This is a genomic window from Leptobacterium flavescens, assembly GCF_010671605.1.
GTDB lineage: Bacteria > Bacteroidota > Bacteroidia > Flavobacteriales > Flavobacteriaceae > Leptobacterium > Leptobacterium flavescens.
In genome coordinates, this window is sequence record NZ_JAABOO010000003.1 from 147,209 (window position 1) to 167,791 (window position 20,583).

Consider the following 20,583-nt stretch of genomic DNA (forward strand, 5'->3'; position numbering starts at 1 on the left):
TTAGTTCTCCGATTTAAAATCTATTGAATTTGTAATACGATCTACTATAGCTTCTGCATAGTAATCTCCGTCTTCATAGGCGATAATAAGTTGCTGGAAGCCTCCGTTTTCGGTAAAGCTCAGCAATACATAATCGCTCTTTATCTCTTTATTTGTTTTGGGATTGGTAAGGACCATGCTCCCATATGCTTTTACCCCTGTCTTTCCGGTCAGGGTCTCAATATTTTCCTGTTTAACAACAATGTTTTTGGCTCCCTGGGCTTCCAGCGTGCTTATGCTTCCGTCTATGGCCTTCTGCACATCAAATTCAACCCCTTCCTTAAAGGTGGTTGAGGTGGTCAGGATATAGAAATGGTCGATAAGACTCCCGTAAAGAAAAGCCTGATTGGTATCTATAAATTCTGCAGATTCTTCCGGAATAGGCAGTTTTATTCTTTTCAATACTTTAGGGGTTTCCATATAAATAGCCGGGAAACCGTATTCACTGGTTATCCATTCGCTCTCCAGTAACTCCTTGGTCGGATGCCCGATAACCGTATCTTTTACATAATTAAAACCGTAATGTGCAACTGCAAAGGAAGTAGCTATCAGAAGCAGGGCCAGGGTAACGATCCCTCCGAGAACAAGTTTTTTCTTGCGTTTCTTTTTGGCGAGCATTTCCAGGTATTCTTCATTATCCTGCAGTTCTTCTTCTGTAGGTTCCGGTAATGCTTCCTTGGTTTTTATAACGATCTGCTCTATGGAAAGCCTGTCGGTCTCTGCTACCTTGGTATCGGGTTTGGATTTGGCAAACTTAACAAGGTCGGCAGTCTGCAATACATTCTTGAATTGCTTTATCGTTGATTCATCAATATTAAGACTTCCGGAATCTTTCAGCATTTCCAGCTTAAGGATAAGCTCATCCGTGGTACTTTCAAGAGCCGAAATATTTACATCTTCCTCAATATAGGAACGAACGATATCGGTAAGCTCGGAATAATACTGTTTGTATTCGGACTGGATAAGGTATTTGGATTCTTCCAGTTTTTTAAGCTCCAGAAGTGCCCGGTCATAAGGAGGTAACAAGGCTACTTTCTCCTCTTCGGTCAGCGGTTTTTTTCTGAAGACAAACCAGTACAGAAGACCACCGATAATAATAAGACTTATAAGGATCCAGAAAAGATAGGACATCCAGCCTGTAGAGCTTCTGTCTACTTCTACCAGTTCCTTGATGTCGTACATCTTCTGTTTGGTGGTATCTACGGCTACATCGTTCACCCGTATCCGCAGCGAATCGGTATAGTAGCTTTTATCGTTTATGAGTATCTGCTGACTGGGGAGTTTGTAATAACCCGAATCGAATTGGGTAAGTCCGTATTTCTTTATCAGCTGAAAACGATCGTTGTTCCTGAATGTATCTATGGTAGATTCTATCACTTCCAGCGGATTAAAGGTCTGCCCCTCGGGGAAAACTACCACGGAAGTAGAATCGGCTTCCACATTGATCTCAAAGTTGATCCTTTCCCCGATCTTTATGGTAGTGGAATCTATTTTGGAACTTACCGTAGGCTCCGATTGAGAATAGGCCAGTGTACTTATAAGAAATAGGAACATAAAAAAAGATCCCCGCTTTCCCTTTAGATAAAGTAATCCGGGAGATAAATACTCTTTTATTTCTGATCTGAAACTTCTCATTAATTATCCTCGTCTTTTAAAATAGCCCAACAATTTCTTTACATAACTCTCATCCACCCGGCTGCTTAATACTCCGGCACCGCTCCTTGTAAAGGCATTCTGGAAATAATCTACCCGTTCCCTGTAATATTTTGCGTAATTATTCCTTACACTTCTGGACTGGGTATTGACCAATATCAGTTCTCCGGTTTCAGCATCCTGCATATGCACCATTCCGAGGTTAGGGATCTCTTCTTCCTTGCGGTCGTAGATCCTTATTCCTGTTACATCGTGTTTTTTACCGACAATTTTCAGGGTCTGTTCGTAATCGTCGCTTATAAAATCGGAAAGAAGGAAAACAATAGCTTTCTTCTTCATGACGTTGGACAGGAATTTAAGGGCCTCTGCAATATCTGTTTTACTGCTTTTGGGCTTGAATTCCAGTAATTCCCTGATGATCCTGAGTACATGCGACTTTCCTTTTTTAGGCGGGATATAAAGTTCTATCTGATCGGAAAAAAGGATAAGCCCTATCTTGTCGTTATTCTGGGTAGCAGAAAAGGCCAGAGTAGCCGAGACTTCGGTAATGATATCTTTTTTGAATTGCTGATCGGTTCCGAAAAATTCGGATCCACTAATGTCTACCATCAGCATCATGGTCAGTTCGCGTTCTTCCTCGAAAACCTTTACATAAGGTTCGTTATAACGGGCGGTTACGTTCCAGTCTATAGCTCGTACATCATCTCCGAACTGATATTGCCTTACCTCACTAAAAGTCATCCCCCTTCCCTTAAAGGTAGAGTGATATTCCCCGCCAAAAATATGATCGCTCAGGCGACGGGTCTTTATTTCAATTTTTCGAACTTTCTTGAGTAATTCTTTAGTATCCATTGGCTTGGGTAACGGTTATCAAAAATGGGCTAACGTTTCAAGCTGCTATGGTACCTCGATCTCGTTAACGATCTTATTGATAATATCTTCCGTTGTTACATTTTCTGCTTCCGCTTCATAGGTGAGCCCGATCCTGTGGCGAAGAACATCAAGTACTACCGCACGTACATCTTCCGGGATCACATAACCTCTTCTCTTAATAAATGCATAGCATTTTGCAGCATTTGCCAGATTAATACTTCCCCTTGGAGAAGCTCCGAAGTTGATCAAAGGCTTAATATCGCCTAATTTATATTTTTCAGGATAACGGGTGGCAAATATAATATCGAGAATATACTTCTCGATCTTCTCATCCATATACACTTCTCTTACCGTTTCCTGTGCTTTCAGGATCTGTTCTACAGAAACCACAGGATTTACCTGGTCAAAACTTCCTTTCAGATTAGCGCGAATAATAAGCTGCTCCTCATCGAGTTTCGGGTAATCGATAACCGTTTTCAGCATAAAACGGTCTACCTGTGCTTCCGGTAACGGATACGTACCTTCCTGCTCAACCGGGTTTTGCGTTGCCATTACCAGGAAAGGTTTATCCAGTTTAAAGGTCTCATCCCCGATGGTTACCTGCTTCTCCTGCATGGCTTCAAGCAGTGCCGATTGCACTTTGGCCGGAGCACGGTTAATCTCATCCGCAAGGACAAAATTAGCAAAGATGGGTCCTTTTTTAATGTTGAAATCGTTTTGTTTGATGTTATAGATCAATGTTCCTATCACATCTGCAGGAAGCAAATCGGGTGTAAACTGAATTCTGCTAAAACTTCCGTGAACCGCCTTCGAAAGCGTGTTGATGGCAAGTGTCTTAGCAAGACCAGGAACACCTTCTAACAAAATATGACCTTGTCCCAACAATCCGATCAATAACCTTTCTACCATGTGTTTCTGTCCCACAATTACCTTATTGATCTCGCCTGTAAGTAAATCAACAAAGGCACTTTCCTTGGTTATTTTCTCATTAATTACACTAATGTCAATAGTATTGTTTTCTTCCATTCGGATTAAATTTTAAGGCGTGAATTTACTAATCACATTTAAATGATGCAAATTGTAGAAATTATATGCGTATAGCTGTTAACAATTGGTTAAAAAACATAAAAGCAACTCCTTATGAAGTTGCTTTTAGTAAAAATTTATGAATTTTTGATTTATTCCAGTGTGATTGTGCCTATATCGGTTATCTGACCGTTGATCACTTCTACGTTTTCCACGGTTTTAACACTAAGTCCCGATTCCGGATCCGGAGTAAGAGTTACCGTATAAATTCCTGACGGGATCCCGTTTAAGGAAAAAGCACCTTCTTCATTGGTAAAGGTAGATACGATTTCTTCCCCCACCATAACTTCTACCATAACCTGGAAATCCGAAGGATCTACCATACCTCTGATAACTCCTGAAGTGGCTTCTGTGCTCACTCTTAAAACGGGTTTCAGGTTAAAGCGCCCTGAATTTCCTGCTGTTACAACAGATTTATCAACATCAAAATCGATGGTAAAATTATAGGTGACTCCCGAAATAAGCTCCTCATTGATCTGTAGTTTTAGTCCGGACTGCTGTGCGCTCGGAGTTGAAAGTGCAGACTCCTCTCCATTGGAGACCACCGTATTATTATCTCCAAGTAATAAGCGTATCTGATTGACCCTCCCTGCAGGGATCTCGGTATCGATCAATAAAACATTTACACCTCCGGTAAGTTCCAGAAGATTGTATACCCCAGAGTTAATTGCACCAATGGACTCCCAGCCATTTTCATCATCTTCGTCATTTGAACGCTTGATAAGAACATCCTGTACATCAATATTTACAGCCTCAAAATCTCCGGGTCCGTCAACCAACCGGATACTCACTCTTGCAAGTCCGTCGGAATCATCATTATTGCAGCTGAAAAAAAGAAAAGTAAAGCTGATTATCAATAAAGTTGAAAAAATAGTTTTTAAATATTTCATAGATAAAATTTTGATTATAACTATTTATATTTACGCGTATGTTTTTGAGTTTAGACGTAAAATTAAGAATAAAATGAAGTATTCTAGAATAATTGCCGGGACCATGACCTGGGGAAGCTGGGGAAAACAACTGGATAAAAAGGAGATGATCGGCCTGATGAATCACTGTCTGGAGAACGGGATCACTACTTTTGATCATGCCGATATATACGGCGGTTATACCACAGAAGAAGAATTCGGGAATGCTTATGCCGAAAGCGGAATTGAAAGGGAAAAGATACAGCTGATCTCCAAATGCGGGATACAGTATATGTGCGATAAACGACCTAACCGGGTAAAGCACTACAACTATTCCAAAGAGTATATCATCTGGTCTGCAGAAACGTCACTGCAAAACCTGAAAACAGATTATCTGGATCTGCTGCTTTTACACAGACCCAGCCCGCTGATGCAAGCCGATGAGATTGCAGAAGCGATAGATATTCTAAAAGAACAGGGTAAGATCAGGGACTTTGGAGTCTCGAATTTTACACCTTCCCAAACCGATCTGATCAGTTCCCGCGCACCGGTTTCGGTGAATCAGATAGAGTTTTCCATCACTGCTTTCGAGGCTATGCTGAACGGCAGCCTGGATCATATGATGTTAAACAATATTCGTCCCATGGCATGGAGCCCGCTGGGAAAAGTTTTCAGGGAAAATGACGAACAGACCGTCAGGATCAAGAATTTGCTGATGGAGTTGATGCTGAAATACGAGGCAACAGCAGATCAGCTTGTTCTGAACTGGATAATGAAGCATCCGTCAGGAATACATCCGGTAATCGGAACCACGGGAAAGGAAAGGATTACCAATTCGGTTAAAGCAGCCGCCATAGATATGGAACTGGAGGATTGGTTTTTATTACAAGTAGCTAGTCAGGGACATAAAGTTCCTTAGAAATTATAAAATAATAGATGGAAAAGAAAACAGCATTAATTACAGGAGCAACCAGCGGTATCGGAAAAGCTACCGCGATAGAATTTGCAAAAAATAATATCCGCCTGGTCCTTTGCGGAAGAAGAAAGGACCGTCTGGAAGACCTAAAGGCAGAACTCTCCTCGCAAACCGATGTGCATATATTGAGTTTTGATGTAAGGGATAAGGAGGACGTTTTTGAAGCGATAAAAGGCTTACCTCAGGAATTTGCCAGGATAGATATCCTTATTAATAATGCGGGAAATGCCCATGGACTGGACCCTATCCAAAGCGGAAGCACAGACGACTGGGATGCGATGATGGACATTAATGTGAAGGGATTGCTCTATGTCTCCAAGGCAATTATTCCTCAGATGACCGAACGCGCTTCCGGACACATTATCAACATAGGATCTACCGCCGGAAAGGAAGTATATCCCAACGGAAATGTATACTGTGCCAGTAAGCACGCGGTAGATGCGATCAATAAAGGAATGCGTATAGACCTGAATCAGTATGGGATCAGGGTTGGTGCGGTGCATCCCGGACTGGTGGAAACAGAATTCAGCAATGTGCGCTTTAAAGGAGATGATAAAAGAGCGGCAGGAGTTTACAAAGGTTTTGATCCGTTAACACCGGAAGATATCGCAGATATTATCCGTTTTGTGGTGACCAGGCCTTATCATGTAAATATTGCCGACCTTATTGTGCTTCCTACTGCTCAGGCCAGCAGTACAATTGTGAAGAAGGAGCTTTAAAAAAGAAATAAGAACAAAAATGCCAAGACCGGGAAACAAAGAGGAACTGATCGAAGCAAGCAGAGGTAATTTTGAAAAGCTGAATACGCTTATCGATTCGTACTCTTCGGAAGAGTTGGAAAAGGAATTTCCCGAAGGGACACTCAACCGGAATATCAGAGATATGCTGGCGCATCTTCACCATTGGCATTTGATGTTGATGGAATGGTATGAGACTGGGATGAAGGGTGTAAAACCGGAGATGCCTGCAAAGGGATATAGCTGGAAAACACTTCCAGAGCTCAACAAAAAGATTCAGGAGAAATACCGGCATGAACCCATACATAAGGTGAGGGAAATGCTGGGCGATTCGTTTTATCGGACTCAGGAAATCATCACCTCTCATACCAATGAAGAGTTGTTTGAGAAGAAAAGGTATATATGGACAGGCAGCACCTCTCTCGGGGCTTACCTGATCTCCAATACCTCCAGTCATTACAACTGGGCATTTAATCTGATCAGGAAGTCTATGAAATAAAAGAAAAGTGGTTTTGGCACGTTTTTGGAAAAGAATAAAACAGAAGAGTACCGGAAGAGGATGGGGAAGACAGAATAGTTAACAGAGAAGCAGGGAAACATGATCAATAAACGCCTTTTAGTAAAAAATTTACTCGCTCATAATGACGAGAACAGCTTTTACGACAAAAAGCAGTTCCTCAATATCGGGGAGAAGGAAGGGAAGGCAAAATTCCTGAAGCATGTCTGTGCCCTGGCCAATTCCAATCCTAATAATAATTCCTTTATTGTAGTGGGGGTGGAAGATGAGGAGAACCGTATTATGGGGGTCGATTTTTTCGATGACAGTAAGATACAGAACCTGGTGAATGCCTATCTTGAGAATCCTCCGTTAATATCCTATGAGAATATCCCTTTTCCGGACCTCCCGGAAGGAAAAGTGGTTGGCCTGGTTACTATTCGATCTTCGGGGAATATATGTTCCCTGAAAAAAAACATATGGAAATACTGGGGAGGAAGTATCTTTTTCAGAGACGGAAGCATCAGCATGCCCAAGGTTTTCGATATTGAGATCAAAGACACCAACTCCCAGGTGGTAGCCGATATAGAACAACATGCCAGAAACAATATTGAGCTCACCCTGGACGGTGTGATCGACTTTATTAATAACCGTCACGGCGACCTGGAATCCAGCTATAAGGTATTTAAGGAGCAGTTTGTGGTGTGCTGGGCCGGGCTTACCAAAAAGGAAAATGGTAAGATCTATTACTCCAGGGTGGATATAGAGTTGATCAACGAGCAGGTAAGGCTTTTCTATTCGGCTTTAGATGAGGTGGAGATTACCTATAACGACGAAACCTTTACCACTACGGAATATGTTCAGCTGGGCCTGCATGACCGTCAGAAATATTATCCGCTGGAGACCAAAACGATCGTCTTCAGGGATAACGGAACCTATAAAATGGACAGCACCCTTATTTTTGAACCGCCCCAGTTCGATAAGAAGACACTCCATCATATTTACAATTCAAACAATGCCATCCTCGAGAGGATAAAGAAAAAAGTCCCCCTTAAAAAAAATGAACTGACCGACCTGAAGAACCTTCCGGCAACCTACCTGATCTGTGCTTTGAACGGCTTTGATGAAGCCCGGCAGAAACTGGAGGAAAACCGTTGGATCATTAAGGAGTACGACCAGGAGGTCTATGCTTCTTTAAAGGAATCGCTTCGCATTTTGCGAAAGGTAAGATATAATTAAGTTAGTCATAAATTGTTTAGGAACGGGATCTTAAAAAACAACTTTAACAAGAAGAGCTCTTTTCTTCTGAAAAGGAGCTGTTTGCTTTTTGTGTTCTTTTGTTTCGCTTACTCCGTCAACGCTCAAAAACCCCATCCGGAGGTTAAGGCTGAAAAAGGAGATGGCATCTTTTCCATTCTGAGGAAACACGGAATAGACCCTGCTAAATACTACAAGGAATTTATAGATATCAACAAGGAAAAACTGGGACCCGAAAATCGCTTGTTTATCGGGAAGACCTACCTTCTTCCGATGGTTAAGGACTCTGTGCTTCCGGTAAAGTTGAAGGAAGCAGTTCTGGCAGACTCCATTCCTCCTCCCGTAGCCGATGAAGTCCCCGAAGCCAAAAAAGTAGAGTATCCGATCTTTGGTGAAAAATATGCTTCCGTTCCTCTGGAAGACAAACAACTGGAGGGAGCGGTTTACTATCTGGTTTCCGGGCACGGTGGCCCCGATCCGGGGGCGGTGGTAAAACATAAGGGCAAAACCATTTCCGAAGATGAATATGCATATGATGTGACCTTACGCCTGGGGAGAAAACTCATTTCTCACGGAGCCAGGGTCTTCCTGATCATTCAGGACGCAGACGACGGGATCAGGGATGAGCGCCTGCTGGAGCTCGATACCGATGAGGTGAACTATCCCAACAAAAAAATACCGAGGAGCCAGCGGCTTCGCCTTAAGCTGCGAACAGAATCTGTTAACAGGCTTTTCCTGGCCAATGCCGGAACTTATCAGCGGCTTATAGTGACCCATGTGGACAGCAGGAGTAAGGGAAAGAATATAGATGTGTTTTTCTATCATCATGAGCGAAGTAAAAAAGGTAAGGGTCTGGCCGAGAATATTCACAAGACCTTTAAAAAGAAATACGCAAGATATCAGCCAAACAGAACCTATTCCGGAACGGTCAGTTCCAGAAACAGCTTGTATATGGTACAGAATACCCTCCCCGCTACGGTATATATAGAACTCGGAAATATAAGAAACGAAAAGGATCAGAGAAGGATCCTTGATCCCGATAACCGTCAGGCACTGGCAAAATGGATAGGAGAAGGCCTGATGCTCGATTTTACCGAGGACCAAAAATAAAGCCCCTGTTAAACAGAGGCTTTAGGTGATTTAAAAAATATCTTCTATACAGAGGACACCTCCTTCGGTACTTGTACCCGAAATTATTACGAAAGAACCGTCAGGTACTCCCGGGCCTATGACCTGAGAACAATCTGTTATAAAGGTTGCGTTGAGCTGATTCTCTATCATGATCTGTATATTCTCTCCAAAGGAACCGCTGATCTCAAATTCTTCAAAAGGCTGAAGTGTTTGCTGAAAAACAACAGCACCATTGCTTTGCTGAATGATCACTGCTTCTGCAGCTGTCTGTCCCAGATATTGTAACTTCAGGCTATCTACAGAACCCTGGCAGCTGGCACAAACAGGCTCCTCTCCGTCATCCGGAGGAGTATCTCCGCCATTTCCGTCATCGTCCGTATTATCATCTCCCTGGTCGGTGGCTTCGCCTTCGCAGGCAACACCGTGAGCTATAAGATAAATCTCTCCTGAAAGACCTTCAACTGTATAGGAATCCCTGCTCAGATCATTAAGATCGTTATGCTTATAAGGATATTGTCCCGGAGCAACTGTTTCCTTCCCGTTTTTGGAAGTCGGATATGGACTATTACCTATATAAAGATGTGTTTCCTTCAGCACAAAACCATCTTCCATCAGATATTCAACTGTAGCGGTACCACTTGCTTCGTCATAACTCAAGTTGAGAGTTCCGGTAAGTGTGCCTTTTTCAATATCGCACTGTCCGGCACCTCCGTAAATATTGAAGCTGTATTCTCCGCTGCTCAGAGGACCGATAGTCCATCCCCAGCGCCTGAATCCGTCATCAATAAAGCAGGTAGCATTACCATCATCGCCATTGGCAAAAATGGTATTACAACCACCGGAAGTACTTTGGTCATCGTTATTTTCTTCGTTGTTTTCGTTATTCCCTTTCTGGTTCCCGTTCTTAAGATTTGCATTCCCGCCTTTGGCAGTAATGTTTTGAAGGTCAGAAGTTAAAGGGTCGTCAATAGAGTCTGGCTGACATGAAAAAAGGAATGCTGCCAGCACAAGCAGATACATTTTAGGTTTCATAATTTGGGGCGTTTATGATTCTTAATAAAGCACCAAAATAGGGATTTTTATTTAAATGGACGTTTTCCTAAGGAAATCTGTTGGTTTTACTCAACTTTTGAAAACCGTTTATCTCCGAAATCAAAAACCTGCACCCGTTTTAAACAGATGCAGGCTGGCTAATTCAAAATTAGTGATTGTTTAGAAAGCGTTATTCGTATTTCAGTGCCCTTACCGGGTCTGCATTGGCAGCGTTAAATGCCTGATAACTCACAGTACTCAGGGCAATTATAACGGCCAGTAATGTTGCAAAGACAAAAGGGAAGAAGGGCAGATCTATCTGATATGAGAAATTAGATAACCAATTCTTGACCAGCAGGAATGAAACCGGCCATGCAAAAATATTGGCGATCATTACCAGTTTGATAAAGTCTTTGGTCAGCATTTTCATCAGCTGGCTTACCGAAGCTCCCATTACTTTCCTTACCCCTATTTCCTTGGTACGTTGCTGAGCCGTATAAGACGCCAGTCCGTATAACCCCATTGCCGAAATAATGATGGCAAGAATGGTCATAAAGAGGAAGATAGAACCAAAATTCTTTTGCTGCTGATACAGTTCGGCAAAATCTTCATCCAGGAAACTATAGGAGAAGGGGTGAGAAGGCTCAAATTTATTCCACAGTTCCTCAATAGCACTGATGGTCTCATTCATATTCTCCGGTGAAATTTTCATCATGGCTGTCCATCGTGTCTGATCTGAAGGATCGTATTCCAGCATCAGAGGTTTGATCTCCTGGTTAAAGCCCTGATAGTGGAAATCCTTTACGACACCTATCACCGTACCGTAGACAATCGGATCCCCCAGATCGATGGAGATTTTAGCTCCTATAGGATCTTTAAGGTTATAGCTTTTGACCGTGGTCTCATTTAAAAGGAGATGGATGGTAGAATCGGTAACTGCTCTTTTGGTAAAAGCTTTTCCTTTAACAAGCTCAATATCCAGTGTAGCCAGATAATCTGGATCTACTTCCATCCCGTGCATAAACAGAAAATCCTCTCTACCGACCATTTGTTTGGTTCCGTTATTATGAGTTTCTCCCGGGATCCCGTTGGCAGCGGATACACTTAAAATCCCCGGGTTTTTTAAAAACTCCTTTTTATAAGTCTCAAAGTTCTGAGACATTTTCAGGGTTTGAATGGGGGCCAGTAATACCTGATCTCCCTGGAATCCCAGATCCTTGTTCTGCATATAGGAGATCTGCATAAAAATGATGATCATTCCGATGATCAGCACCGTGGCAGCACTGAACTGAGTTACTACCAGCGCCTTCCTGAGCAACACACCTCCTTTGGTTTTGGTAAGGTCGCCCTTTAAAACGGTTATGGGTTGGAAATTAGAAAGGAAAAAGGCCGGATAACTTCCTGCAAAGATCCCATAGGTAAAGGTGATAAGCACCGCAAAAAGAAGGGTGTTTATAAAATGGGAATTAAAGAGGCTCAATTCTGTCTGCATTACATTATTAAAGCCCGGAAGAAAGAGTTCAACAAGGATAAAAGCAATAAAGAGGGCTAAAAAACTCTGTATTACGGATTCTATCAGAAACTGAAGGACCAGCATCTTTTTTGTAGCTCCGAACACCTTTCTCATCCCCACTTCCTTGGCTCTTTTTCCGGCTCTGGCCGTAGAGAGATTCATAAAGTTGATACCCGCAATCAGGATAACCAACAGGGCTATGGCCACAAATACGTAGATATACTGGATATTTCCGTTTTGCTCTATCTCATCCGTATAGTGAGAATGTAAATGGATGCTCTCCAGGGGTTGTATAAAATATTGAAATGAATTCCCGTCCGTAGCCAGAAATTCTTCCAGAGTGATCTTTAAGAACTGTTCTACTTCGGCTGCTACTTTTTTGGTAAAATTAGCTACCATCCCATCGTAAAAATCATCCCGGTCTACGCCTTCCCTGATCTTTACGTAAGTGTAAAAATTGTTACTGGTCCATGCCTGGCTTGAATTGTCATTAAAGCCCAGGAAGTAATCGAAATGAAAATGCGATTTTCCTTTGGGCTCTTTTACGACCCCGCGAACAATATAATCTCTCCGGTCATCCCAGTTAACTATTTTTCCCATAGGATCCTCGTTGCCAAAAAGGCTTTTGGCTGCGTTCTCGCTTAATACGATTGCGTTGTCCTCCGTGGTGGCGGTAGCCGGATTCCCATATACAAAATCATAATTAAATACCTTAAAGAAACTGCTGTCTACCTGTACTCCGTCTTCAAAGTACAACCGGGTTTCGTCATATATCAGAAGGGATTTGGATATATCATTTATTCGGGTGGCAGTTTCTACATTGGCAAATTCTGTTCTGAAAGCATGTGCCATCGGGCTGCAGGAAGCCGGATTATCGATTTCCTGGCCAAAGATACTGGCACTCAAACCTATTCTGTAAATGCGGTCCGATCCCTCAAAATGTTTGTCATAGCTGGTTTCGTGCTTTACGTACAAATACACGATCAGTGCTACCATCAACCCCAGTGAAAGCCCCAGAATATTGATAATTGCATAGGCTTTGTTCTTCATCAGGCTTCGGAAAGCCACTTTTATATAATTCCTGATCATCTTGTTTGAATTTATATTAAAGAGAGGTTGTTTTATTTAAGGTTCCGGATTCCTGTCTGCGTTCAGAAACGATCTGTCCGTCCAGGAGATTGATGATCCTGCTGGAATAACTCGCATCATGTGCAGAGTGGGTTACATTTACGATGGTGGTACCTTCTTCGTTGAGTTCGCAAAGCAGTTCCATTACTTCATTTCCATGAGAACTATCCAGGTTTCCGGTAGGCTCATCCGCCAGGATAATGGAAGGTTTGTTTACCAGGGCACGGGCAACCGCAACCCTTTGTTGCTGTCCTCCCGATAATTGCTGCGGATAGTGTTTCATCCGGTGGGAGATCCCGATACGTTCTGCAATTTCGTTTACACGCTTCTTGCGCTCCGAGGAAGAAATATTGTTGTAAACCATAGGGAGTTCGATGTTCTCGAAAACGGTGAGTTCATCTATCAGGTTAAAATTCTGAAAGATAAAACCGATATTCTTCTTTCGTATCCCGGCACGCTCCTTTTCGTTCATTGAACTTATTTCGGTCTCCTGAAAAGTGTAGCTTCCGCTTTCCGGTTTGTCCAGCATCCCCAGAAGATTGAGTAAGGTTGATTTTCCGCAACCGGACGGTCCCATGATGGAAACGAATTCTCCTTTTTTGATCTCAAGGCTCACTTCGTTAAGAGCGGTGGTCTCTACTTCTTTAGTTCTGAATACTTTGGTTAGATTTTCTACTCTGATCATAATCTTTATCCGTTTTTATTATTGATTGATTTCTATTAATTCGTAATCTTTATATGCTTCATAAGATGAGGAAATAAACTGATCTCCTTCGTCCAGCCCTTCCAGTATTTCGTAATAAACAGGGCTTTGTCTACCGATCTTGATCTGGCGTTTTACGGCTTCGCCTTTATCGTTTAAAACAAAGACAAACTGTCCTCCCGATGCCTGGAAAAACGCTCCTTTCGGAATAAGCAGGGCTTTGGTGGTCTGCGAAAGCTCCAGGCGTACCTGAAGAGATTGCCCGATGGCAATGGAAGCCGGGGTCTCATCAGCAAATACCAGTTCCACTTCAAAACGTCCGTTCTGCACTTCCGGCAATACCTTTTTTACCTTTAAGGGAACAAATCCCCCGTCCAGTGAAAAGCGGGCCAGCTGATTGGGTTTTACCCTTCCCAGATAAAATTCGTCTATGCTTCCCCTTATTTTAAATCCGGACAGCACATCGATCTTTGCTACCGTTGTGTTAGAATTATAGGATTCTCCGATTACCGGATCGAAGGAAGACAAACGTCCGGATACCGGAGCTTTGATCAGCATATTCTCAATACTTTGATTAATAAGCTCCAGATTACGGCTCATTCTCGAGATAGACTGATTGATCTGACTCAGTTGTGTTTTTGAATCCTGAAGACTCTTGTTGACATTAGACTGAAGGAAATTTCGTTTTTCGGTAAGATATTTATAATCCTTTTCGCGATTTACAAAGTCGTTTTTGGCGATCACATTCTTCTGGTAGAGCACAGAATCCGTTTTATAGGCCCTCCTGGAATTGGCAAGGTTGTTCTCGCTGTCTATCAAAGACTCCTCCAGCGCTCTTTGATCTTTTTCAAGGGAAAGTTTTAAGTTTCTCAGATTGTTGATCTGTTCGGCAATGGCTGTTTCCTGGCTGAGGTAATTTAACAATACGGTGGGATTACTGATCCTTAATAAAGGTGTTCCTTTTTCTACAAATACCCCGTCCTCTACAAAGATCTCTTCTACCGTACCCCCTTCTACGGTATTGACCAGGACCAGGTTAACCGGTTCTACATCACCGTCTATTAAAATGGCATCCTGGAAATCACCGGTAAAAGCTTTTTTAACGGTTATTCTGGAGGCATCTAGCCTGTAAACCTTCCTGTTAACTAACTTAGCACCTAATAAGAGAAGTACCAGCAGGAGCAATCCTCCCCCGATAAAGATGAGCCTCTTAACGTCCCATGTTTTTTTCTCTATTTTTCTGTCCATTCCCACTGTGTTCGTGTTTTGATTGATTTTATTCTGCCATAGATTTCCAATTGCTGTGCCATAAAAAAGATTTTTTATAAATAACTGATAATCAGCTAAATAATATTTTTTATAAAAATTGAACCGTTCGTTATCGAACAGTTTGTTGTTCATTTATGCACAATAGTTAATTTTATAGGACAATTCATCAATCATGGCAAAAACAGAAGCTAGTATTCTTATCATTGACGATGACGAAGATGTATTGCTTTCTGCGGCATTACTCCTTAAGCAGGATTATTCGAAGATCATCAACCTTCAGGATCCGCGAAAGATCAATGAAATCTTCTCTCAGCAGAAGATCGATCTTGTGATTCTGGATATGAATTACCGGATCGGGATTAATGATGGCAAGGAAGGAATGTATTGGCTAAAGCACATTCTGAGTATCGATCCGGATGCAGTGGTTATTCTTATGACTGCCTATGGTGAGGTGGAACTTGCAGTAGAAGCTATCAAGAAAGGAGCTTTCGATTTTATTCTGAAACCGTGGAATAATGAAAAATTCCTCGCAACGGTCAATTCGGCTCTCCGTTTAAAAAAATCCAACCAGAAAATTACCGAGCTTACCTCGGCAAATAAAGCGCTTAAGGAACAGACCAGGGAAACTTCGGGTCCGTTTATCGGTGTTTCTCCAGCCATGAAAAAATTAATGGAACAGGTGCGCAAGGTGAGTATTACAGAAGCTAATGTTCTTGTCCTTGGAGAGAATGGAACGGGAAAACAACATATAGCCCGGGAGATCCACAGACTTTCCGATCGGACTAACGGTCCGTTTGTACATGTAGATCTGGGAGCCATTACCGAAAGCCTTTTTGAAAGCGAATTGTTCGGACATGTTAAGGGGGCTTTTACAGATGCTGTTGAAGACAAACCCGGACGTTTTGAACTGGCAGAGAACGGAACCCTCTTTCTGGATGAGATCGGGAATCTTCCTTTAAGCCTTCAGACCAAATTACTAACGGTACTGCAGAACCGCAAAGTAACCCGGATCGGAGATACGGTGGAACGTTCCTTTAATGCCCGGCTCCTGTTTGCAACCAATGCACCTCTGCATCAATGGGTGGAAGAAGGTAAGTTCAGGCAGGACCTGATGTACAGGATCAATACCATTGAGCTGGAGATCCCTCCCCTTCGGGAGCGCCCTGCAGATATTATAGAATTTATCAATTATTATCTGCGCCTGTTCAAGGAAAAATACAGGAAACCCCAACTCCGGATCTCCGAAGAAGCGGTGCGTATCCTCAATAAACACTCATGGCCCGGAAATATACGGGAGTTGCAACATACGATGGAGCGAGGGGTAATTATGTCTGATGGAACCAGTATTAAGGAGACAGATTTTAATCTCAGCAGCGGTCCCGTAGCAAGTAAGAATATTATCGATACCAATCTGAATGTACAGGAACTGGAAAAGCTGCTGGTGCAGAAAGCCCTGGAGAAACACGGCGGGAATATTACCAAGGCGGCCAAAGACCTCGGACTTACCAGGGCGGCATTGTACAGGCGAATGGAAAAATACAATCTATAGACTGTGATCAAAGGATTTACCATACAGGTTATAGTGAGGGTATTACTTATCCTTCTTTGTTGCATCCTCTTTGCATATCTGATCCCGCTGGAGCGCTGGTTTACAGTTACCGGCACAGGAGCCCTGATCCTTATCCAAATCGTATCACTGATAAAATATGTGAATACGACCAATTACTCTCTTGTAAAATTTCTGGATGCCCTGAAAAACGAGGATTATTCGGTTTATTTCGCTCCTGCCAATAAAGGCGATTCCTTTGCAAGGGTTTATGAGGATTTTAATCATATTATACGGAATTTCAAGAAGAATAAGATCGATAAGCAAGCCCAGTTTGAGTATTTTAAACAGATCCTTGAGCAGGTAAACCTCGGAATACTATCTATTAAAAAGGAAATGCTCTTTAGTGAGGATGCCCGTCAGGAGATACTCTTCTTTAACAGGGCAGCAGGCCGTATCCTCGGGCAACCGCAACACAAATACTGGCACCGGCTGTCCAAGCAGGTTCCATGGCTGGAGACCGAAGTAAAGAAACTTTCGGAAGGTGGCAAGGCATTACTTGAAATGGAAAGCGATACCGAAGAGAAGCAACTCTCGCTGGAAGTGATCGATTTTAGCCTCCTTGGAGTGTCTTACCTATTGATCACTTTTCAGGATATACGTTCGGAGATCGAACAAAAAGAAATTGAGGCCTGGCATAATGTGATCAGGATCCTGGCCCACGAGATGCTCAATTCTTTTACTCCCGTAAGCTCCCTGGCATCGACCATTAAGAAAATGACGGAGGACAAAGAGGGCAATATCATTCATGCAAATGATATAGATGATGAAGCGGTGAGAGATATTCACCTGGCTGCCAAGACCATCCAGAAACGTTCGGACGGACTCCTGGTGTTCGTAAAGGATTACAGGACTATCAGCAATGTTCCGCTTCCTATTGTAAATCCGGTACAGATTCTTGTCCTGTTAGAAAATATAAGCCGCCTGATGCAGGCTTCTCTGGATGAACACGGGATAGAACTGAGTATAGAAAATGTTCCGTCCAAAGCAATGATACATGCAGATGAAAAACTCATAGAACAGGTGTTCCTCAATATACTAGGGAATAGTGTTTATGCCCTGGAAGAAGTTGCTGACCCTAAGATCACTATAACCGCAGAAATTAAGAACGACCGGAAACTTATTCATATAACTGACAACGGAAAAGGGATTGATCCTTCTATTATGAACCAGATATTTATTCCCTTTTACACCACCCGGAAAAACGGTTCGGGGATCGGTTTAAGCCTTTCCAAGAACATAATGAAAAAGCATGGCGGAGGAATACGCGTTAGTTCCGAACCTTTTGTAGCCACCACCTTCTCACTGGTATTTGTTTCTTAGAATAGTATTGAGTCCCGATAGCTATCGGGATGAGATATGAGTACTTAGCTAATTACGAATTACGATTTTGGATTTACGATTGAATAACGAATATAGAATGATGAATTTTGAATGCTAAATGCTAAGCACTAACAGCTACCTCTAAGCAACAATTTCACATTTAAAATTTAAAACTCAACATTTCTCACTTTTGGAATTTGGAATTTGAGATTTTGGAGTTTGACCCCTCGGAATACTGAATGCTGAAGTTGTTCTTTGTAGAAAACCATGGACTCTTGGCTAAACTCCAGTATTAAGTACAAAGTATTGAGTCCCGATAGCTATCGGGATGAGAAAAATGTCACCCTGCCTGCCGGCAGGTAGGTTCGAGCATCTCGACTTGCGCCTCCGCTAAAGCTTTTGCGGCACGCGGGCGCTCGATACAGGCTCGTCGAGAAGTATGATTTGAGAATATGAAATGATTGTTTTAGAAACCACTGGCTTTTGCCTACTTACTAATGGCTAAACACTGAATGCTAACAACTAACCAGCTACCTCTAAGCCACAAATCCACATTTAAAATTTAAAACTCAACATTTCTCACTTTTGGAATTTGGAATTTGAGATTTTGGAATTTGACCCCTCGGAATACTGAATGCCAAAAGCTAAACACTTCCTCTCTCTCAATACTCAAATCTCACATCTCAGATCCAATTATCTCACATACCCCAGCTTGCGTTCTGTCTTCTCACCGAGGAACTGCTGCAGACGGTCGTTATAGGATTCGATAATGGTTTCGTGTAAAAAGTCCAGGAAGGGATGAAAACTTTCGGCTTGTCCCTTAAAAACTTCAAACTCTTCTTCGTGATTGGCGTATTTGACAAAAAACTGATTATCAATTTCCTTTCTGACCATAAGGTGAATAAGGATAAGCTCTTCCTGAAGGCTTTCCGGCGATTTGCAAACCGTTAAACCTACTCCGAAATGCCAGTAGGAATCCGGACTTAGTACCAGCGCGTTTACCAGCGAAGGAGGAACTACCTGGAATTCATTATTCTGATTTACCCTGTAAAGGCTGAACTGTTTTTCGGGAACTCCCATGTATGCTTTGAGTTCATCAACCAGTAAAGAGGCAATGGAGTGACAATCTAACCTGAAGTTTTCAAAATTGGTTTGAGCATTGCTGTAAGCCGCACATAGCTGACTGAATTTTGATGCTTGCATATTGTTAATTTAAGTTGTTGACTATTTCTTCAGACGAAAGGGGAAGTTCATCCTGACAGGTGAAAATTACGATAGCCTTTAAAAAAACACAAAATTTTGTAACCTTTTTTAAACTCCCTTATCTAAACCATATCCGAAAGAAAGAGATAAAACAGCTGTTTCGGAAAGCTCAAAAATTCAACTGCAAGAACTTTAAACAAATGAAATCGAAAAAATTAACATTTACACTACTGATGATCGCAGCCATTGCGATCTTTATTCAGTGCAAAAATGATGATGACGGTCCGGAGGTCACGCTAATAATTCCTCCGCCGGTCGAACTGAACCTCAATCCGGCCCTCGTGGAACAAGGGAAAGAAACCTTTCGTTTCGACACCTTTGGAGACGAAGCCTTCTGGAGTGGAGTACTGGAGCTTGATAAAGCCGTACTTGGCGATGCAAACGGAGGCTTCGGCCCGGGGCTTAGCCCTAATACGGCCCTGGCAGTCGGACTCAAGGTAGATGCTGAAGCTTTACCACAGAGTATAGTCGACGCTATAAACGCCGGACAGGTAGACCTGGACGATCCCGCTACCACCCTGGCACTTTTACAACTGAATGCCGTAGTTGGGGTAAAAGGAAATTTTGATCAGGATGACAATCTGGTTTCCATGGGAATTACCTGTGCACTTTGCCATTCTACCGTTGATGATTCTTTTGCTCCCGGAATAGGAAGCAGACTGGACGGATGGCCTAACCGTGATCTGAATGTAGGCGCGATTATCGGAATTACCAAGAACGATCCCATTGCCGATATTCTGGGGGTTGATGTAGCCACTCTTAACAGCGTGCTGAATGCCTGGGGCCCCGGACACTTTTCTGCCGCTCTTTTGCTGGACGGAAAAGCCACCAAACCCGACGGTACACCGGCAACTCTTGTGATCCCTCCCGCTTTTGGCCTGCAAGCAGTAGATCATGCCACAGCTACAGGATGGGGAGATATTACCTATTGGAACCGGCTTGTAGCCGTGCTTGAAATGGGAGGACAGGGAAATTTCTCTGATCCAAGACTTAATAATGCAGATCAATTCCCCATTGCAGTGGCCAGAGGATCTTTCGATGTTATGGTCGATGAAGACCTGGTAGGCCCTAAACTGGAAGCTTTACTGGAATATCAGTTATCCCTTTTACCGCCTACTCCGGATCCGGGTAGTTTTGATGAATCTGATGCCATAAGAGGAAAAGCCCTGTTTGAAGGCCAGGCGCAATGTGCTACCTGCCACCCGGCCCCTGTCTTTGCCGACAATATATTACACGATCCTGAAGAGATCGGTATCGATAGCTTTGAAGCCGACAGATCGCCTACAGGAAAATACAGAACGCCTCCGCTACGCGCACTTTTTGTAAAGGCGAAAGGAGGATATTTTCACGACGGACGTTTTGGAACCCTCGAAGAAGTGGTGGCTCATTATAACGATCATTTCGATCTGAACCTTTCTGCCAGCGAACAGCAGGATCTGGTAGAATACTTAAAAGCTTTATAGATTTTACAGGGAAGTCGCTATGTTCTGTTGAAGAAAGAGATTTTTTTCATTGATTTGTTCATTAGAATTGAACCGGTTATAGCATTTTAGATGGTTAGTGTTGCTACAAAATTAGTACCGTAACGAT

Annotated in this window: 17 protein-coding genes; 8 read left to right on the plus strand and 9 right to left on the minus strand. The window is 42.7% G+C overall.

Annotated features, from left to right (window positions below; all coding sequences use genetic code 11):
• The 4 genes from GWK08_RS12895 to GWK08_RS12910 form a co-directional block, all read right to left on the minus strand.
• Complete coding sequence (locus GWK08_RS12895; RefSeq protein ID WP_239524919.1) at nucleotides 1–1,674, minus strand: hypothetical protein; 1,674 nt, start codon at nucleotides 1,672–1,674, stop codon at nucleotides 1–3.
• A gap of 3 nt (nucleotides 1,675–1,677) precedes the next feature.
• Nucleotides 1,678–2,544, minus strand: a complete 867-nt coding sequence (locus GWK08_RS12900; RefSeq protein ID WP_163607637.1) for a DUF58 domain-containing protein — start codon at nucleotides 2,542–2,544, stop codon at nucleotides 1,678–1,680.
• Nucleotides 2,545–2,589: 45 nt separating this feature from the next.
• Nucleotides 2,590–3,591: an AAA family ATPase gene (locus GWK08_RS12905; RefSeq protein ID WP_163607639.1), complete on the minus strand. Its 1,002-nt coding sequence runs from the start codon at nucleotides 3,589–3,591 to the stop codon at nucleotides 2,590–2,592.
• Between the two features lie 152 nt (nucleotides 3,592–3,743).
• A complete protein-coding gene (locus tag GWK08_RS12910) occupies nucleotides 3,744–4,541 on the minus strand; it encodes a DUF4382 domain-containing protein (protein WP_163607641.1) in 798 nt (265 codons plus the stop codon).
• Between the two features lie 73 nt (nucleotides 4,542–4,614).
• On the opposite strand from GWK08_RS12910, the gene GWK08_RS12915 reads away from it, so the two are divergent.
• The 5 genes from GWK08_RS12915 (at nucleotide 4,615) to GWK08_RS12935 (ending at nucleotide 9,135) form a co-directional block, all read left to right on the plus strand.
• Complete coding sequence (locus GWK08_RS12915; RefSeq protein ID WP_163607643.1) at nucleotides 4,615–5,478, plus strand: aldo/keto reductase; 864 nt, start codon at nucleotides 4,615–4,617, stop codon at nucleotides 5,476–5,478.
• A gap of 17 nt (nucleotides 5,479–5,495) precedes the next feature.
• The gene (locus GWK08_RS12920) at nucleotides 5,496–6,254 is read left to right on the plus strand and encodes an SDR family NAD(P)-dependent oxidoreductase (protein WP_163607644.1); all 759 of its coding nucleotides are present in this window, start codon (nucleotides 5,496–5,498) and stop codon (nucleotides 6,252–6,254) included.
• A gap of 19 nt (nucleotides 6,255–6,273) precedes the next feature.
• A complete protein-coding gene (locus GWK08_RS12925) occupies nucleotides 6,274–6,771 on the plus strand; it encodes a ClbS/DfsB family four-helix bundle protein (RefSeq protein ID WP_163607645.1) in 498 nt (165 codons plus the stop codon).
• Between the two features lie 99 nt (nucleotides 6,772–6,870).
• Nucleotides 6,871–8,007, plus strand: coding sequence for an ATP-binding protein (locus GWK08_RS12930; RefSeq protein WP_163607646.1), 1,137 nt, complete (start codon nucleotides 6,871–6,873; stop codon nucleotides 8,005–8,007).
• 90 nt (nucleotides 8,008–8,097) lie between these two features.
• Nucleotides 8,098–9,135 (plus strand): N-acetylmuramoyl-L-alanine amidase family protein, encoded by a 1,038-nt coding sequence (locus GWK08_RS12935; protein WP_317168164.1) that lies wholly within the window; start codon nucleotides 8,098–8,100, stop codon nucleotides 9,133–9,135.
• Between the two features lie 30 nt (nucleotides 9,136–9,165).
• On the opposite strand, the gene GWK08_RS12940 is transcribed toward GWK08_RS12935, so the two are convergent.
• From GWK08_RS12940 to GWK08_RS12955, 4 genes are all read right to left on the minus strand, one after another.
• Nucleotides 9,166–10,188, minus strand: a complete 1,023-nt coding sequence (locus GWK08_RS12940) for a hypothetical protein (RefSeq protein ID WP_163607647.1) — start codon at nucleotides 10,186–10,188, stop codon at nucleotides 9,166–9,168.
• A gap of 190 nt (nucleotides 10,189–10,378) precedes the next feature.
• Nucleotides 10,379–12,790: an ABC transporter permease gene (locus GWK08_RS12945; RefSeq protein ID WP_163607648.1), complete on the minus strand. Its 2,412-nt coding sequence runs from the start codon at nucleotides 12,788–12,790 to the stop codon at nucleotides 10,379–10,381.
• Between the two features lie 16 nt (nucleotides 12,791–12,806).
• Complete coding sequence (locus GWK08_RS12950; RefSeq protein ID WP_163607649.1) at nucleotides 12,807–13,514, minus strand: ABC transporter ATP-binding protein; 708 nt, start codon at nucleotides 13,512–13,514, stop codon at nucleotides 12,807–12,809.
• Nucleotides 13,515–13,532: 18 nt separating this feature from the next.
• The gene (locus tag GWK08_RS12955) at nucleotides 13,533–14,780 is read right to left on the minus strand and encodes an efflux RND transporter periplasmic adaptor subunit (RefSeq protein WP_163607650.1); all 1,248 of its coding nucleotides are present in this window, start codon (nucleotides 14,778–14,780) and stop codon (nucleotides 13,533–13,535) included.
• Between the two features lie 193 nt (nucleotides 14,781–14,973).
• Between GWK08_RS12955 and GWK08_RS12960 the strand changes: the two genes are divergently transcribed.
• The gene (locus GWK08_RS12960) at nucleotides 14,974–16,350 is read left to right on the plus strand and encodes a sigma-54-dependent transcriptional regulator (RefSeq protein WP_163607651.1); all 1,377 of its coding nucleotides are present in this window, start codon (nucleotides 14,974–14,976) and stop codon (nucleotides 16,348–16,350) included.
• A gap of 3 nt (nucleotides 16,351–16,353) precedes the next feature.
• Nucleotides 16,354–17,730, plus strand: a complete 1,377-nt coding sequence (locus GWK08_RS19400) for a sensor histidine kinase (RefSeq protein ID WP_163607652.1) — start codon at nucleotides 16,354–16,356, stop codon at nucleotides 17,728–17,730.
• Nucleotides 17,731–18,423: 693 nt separating this feature from the next.
• Here the strand turns inward: GWK08_RS19400 and GWK08_RS12970 are convergent.
• Nucleotides 18,424–18,933 (minus strand): hypothetical protein, encoded by a 510-nt coding sequence (locus GWK08_RS12970; RefSeq protein WP_163607653.1) that lies wholly within the window; start codon nucleotides 18,931–18,933, stop codon nucleotides 18,424–18,426.
• Between the two features lie 200 nt (nucleotides 18,934–19,133).
• Between GWK08_RS12970 and GWK08_RS12975 the strand changes: the two genes are divergently transcribed.
• Complete coding sequence (locus tag GWK08_RS12975) at nucleotides 19,134–20,456, plus strand: hypothetical protein (protein ID WP_204336067.1); 1,323 nt, start codon at nucleotides 19,134–19,136, stop codon at nucleotides 20,454–20,456.
• The last annotated feature ends 127 nt before the right edge of the window (nucleotides 20,457–20,583 follow it).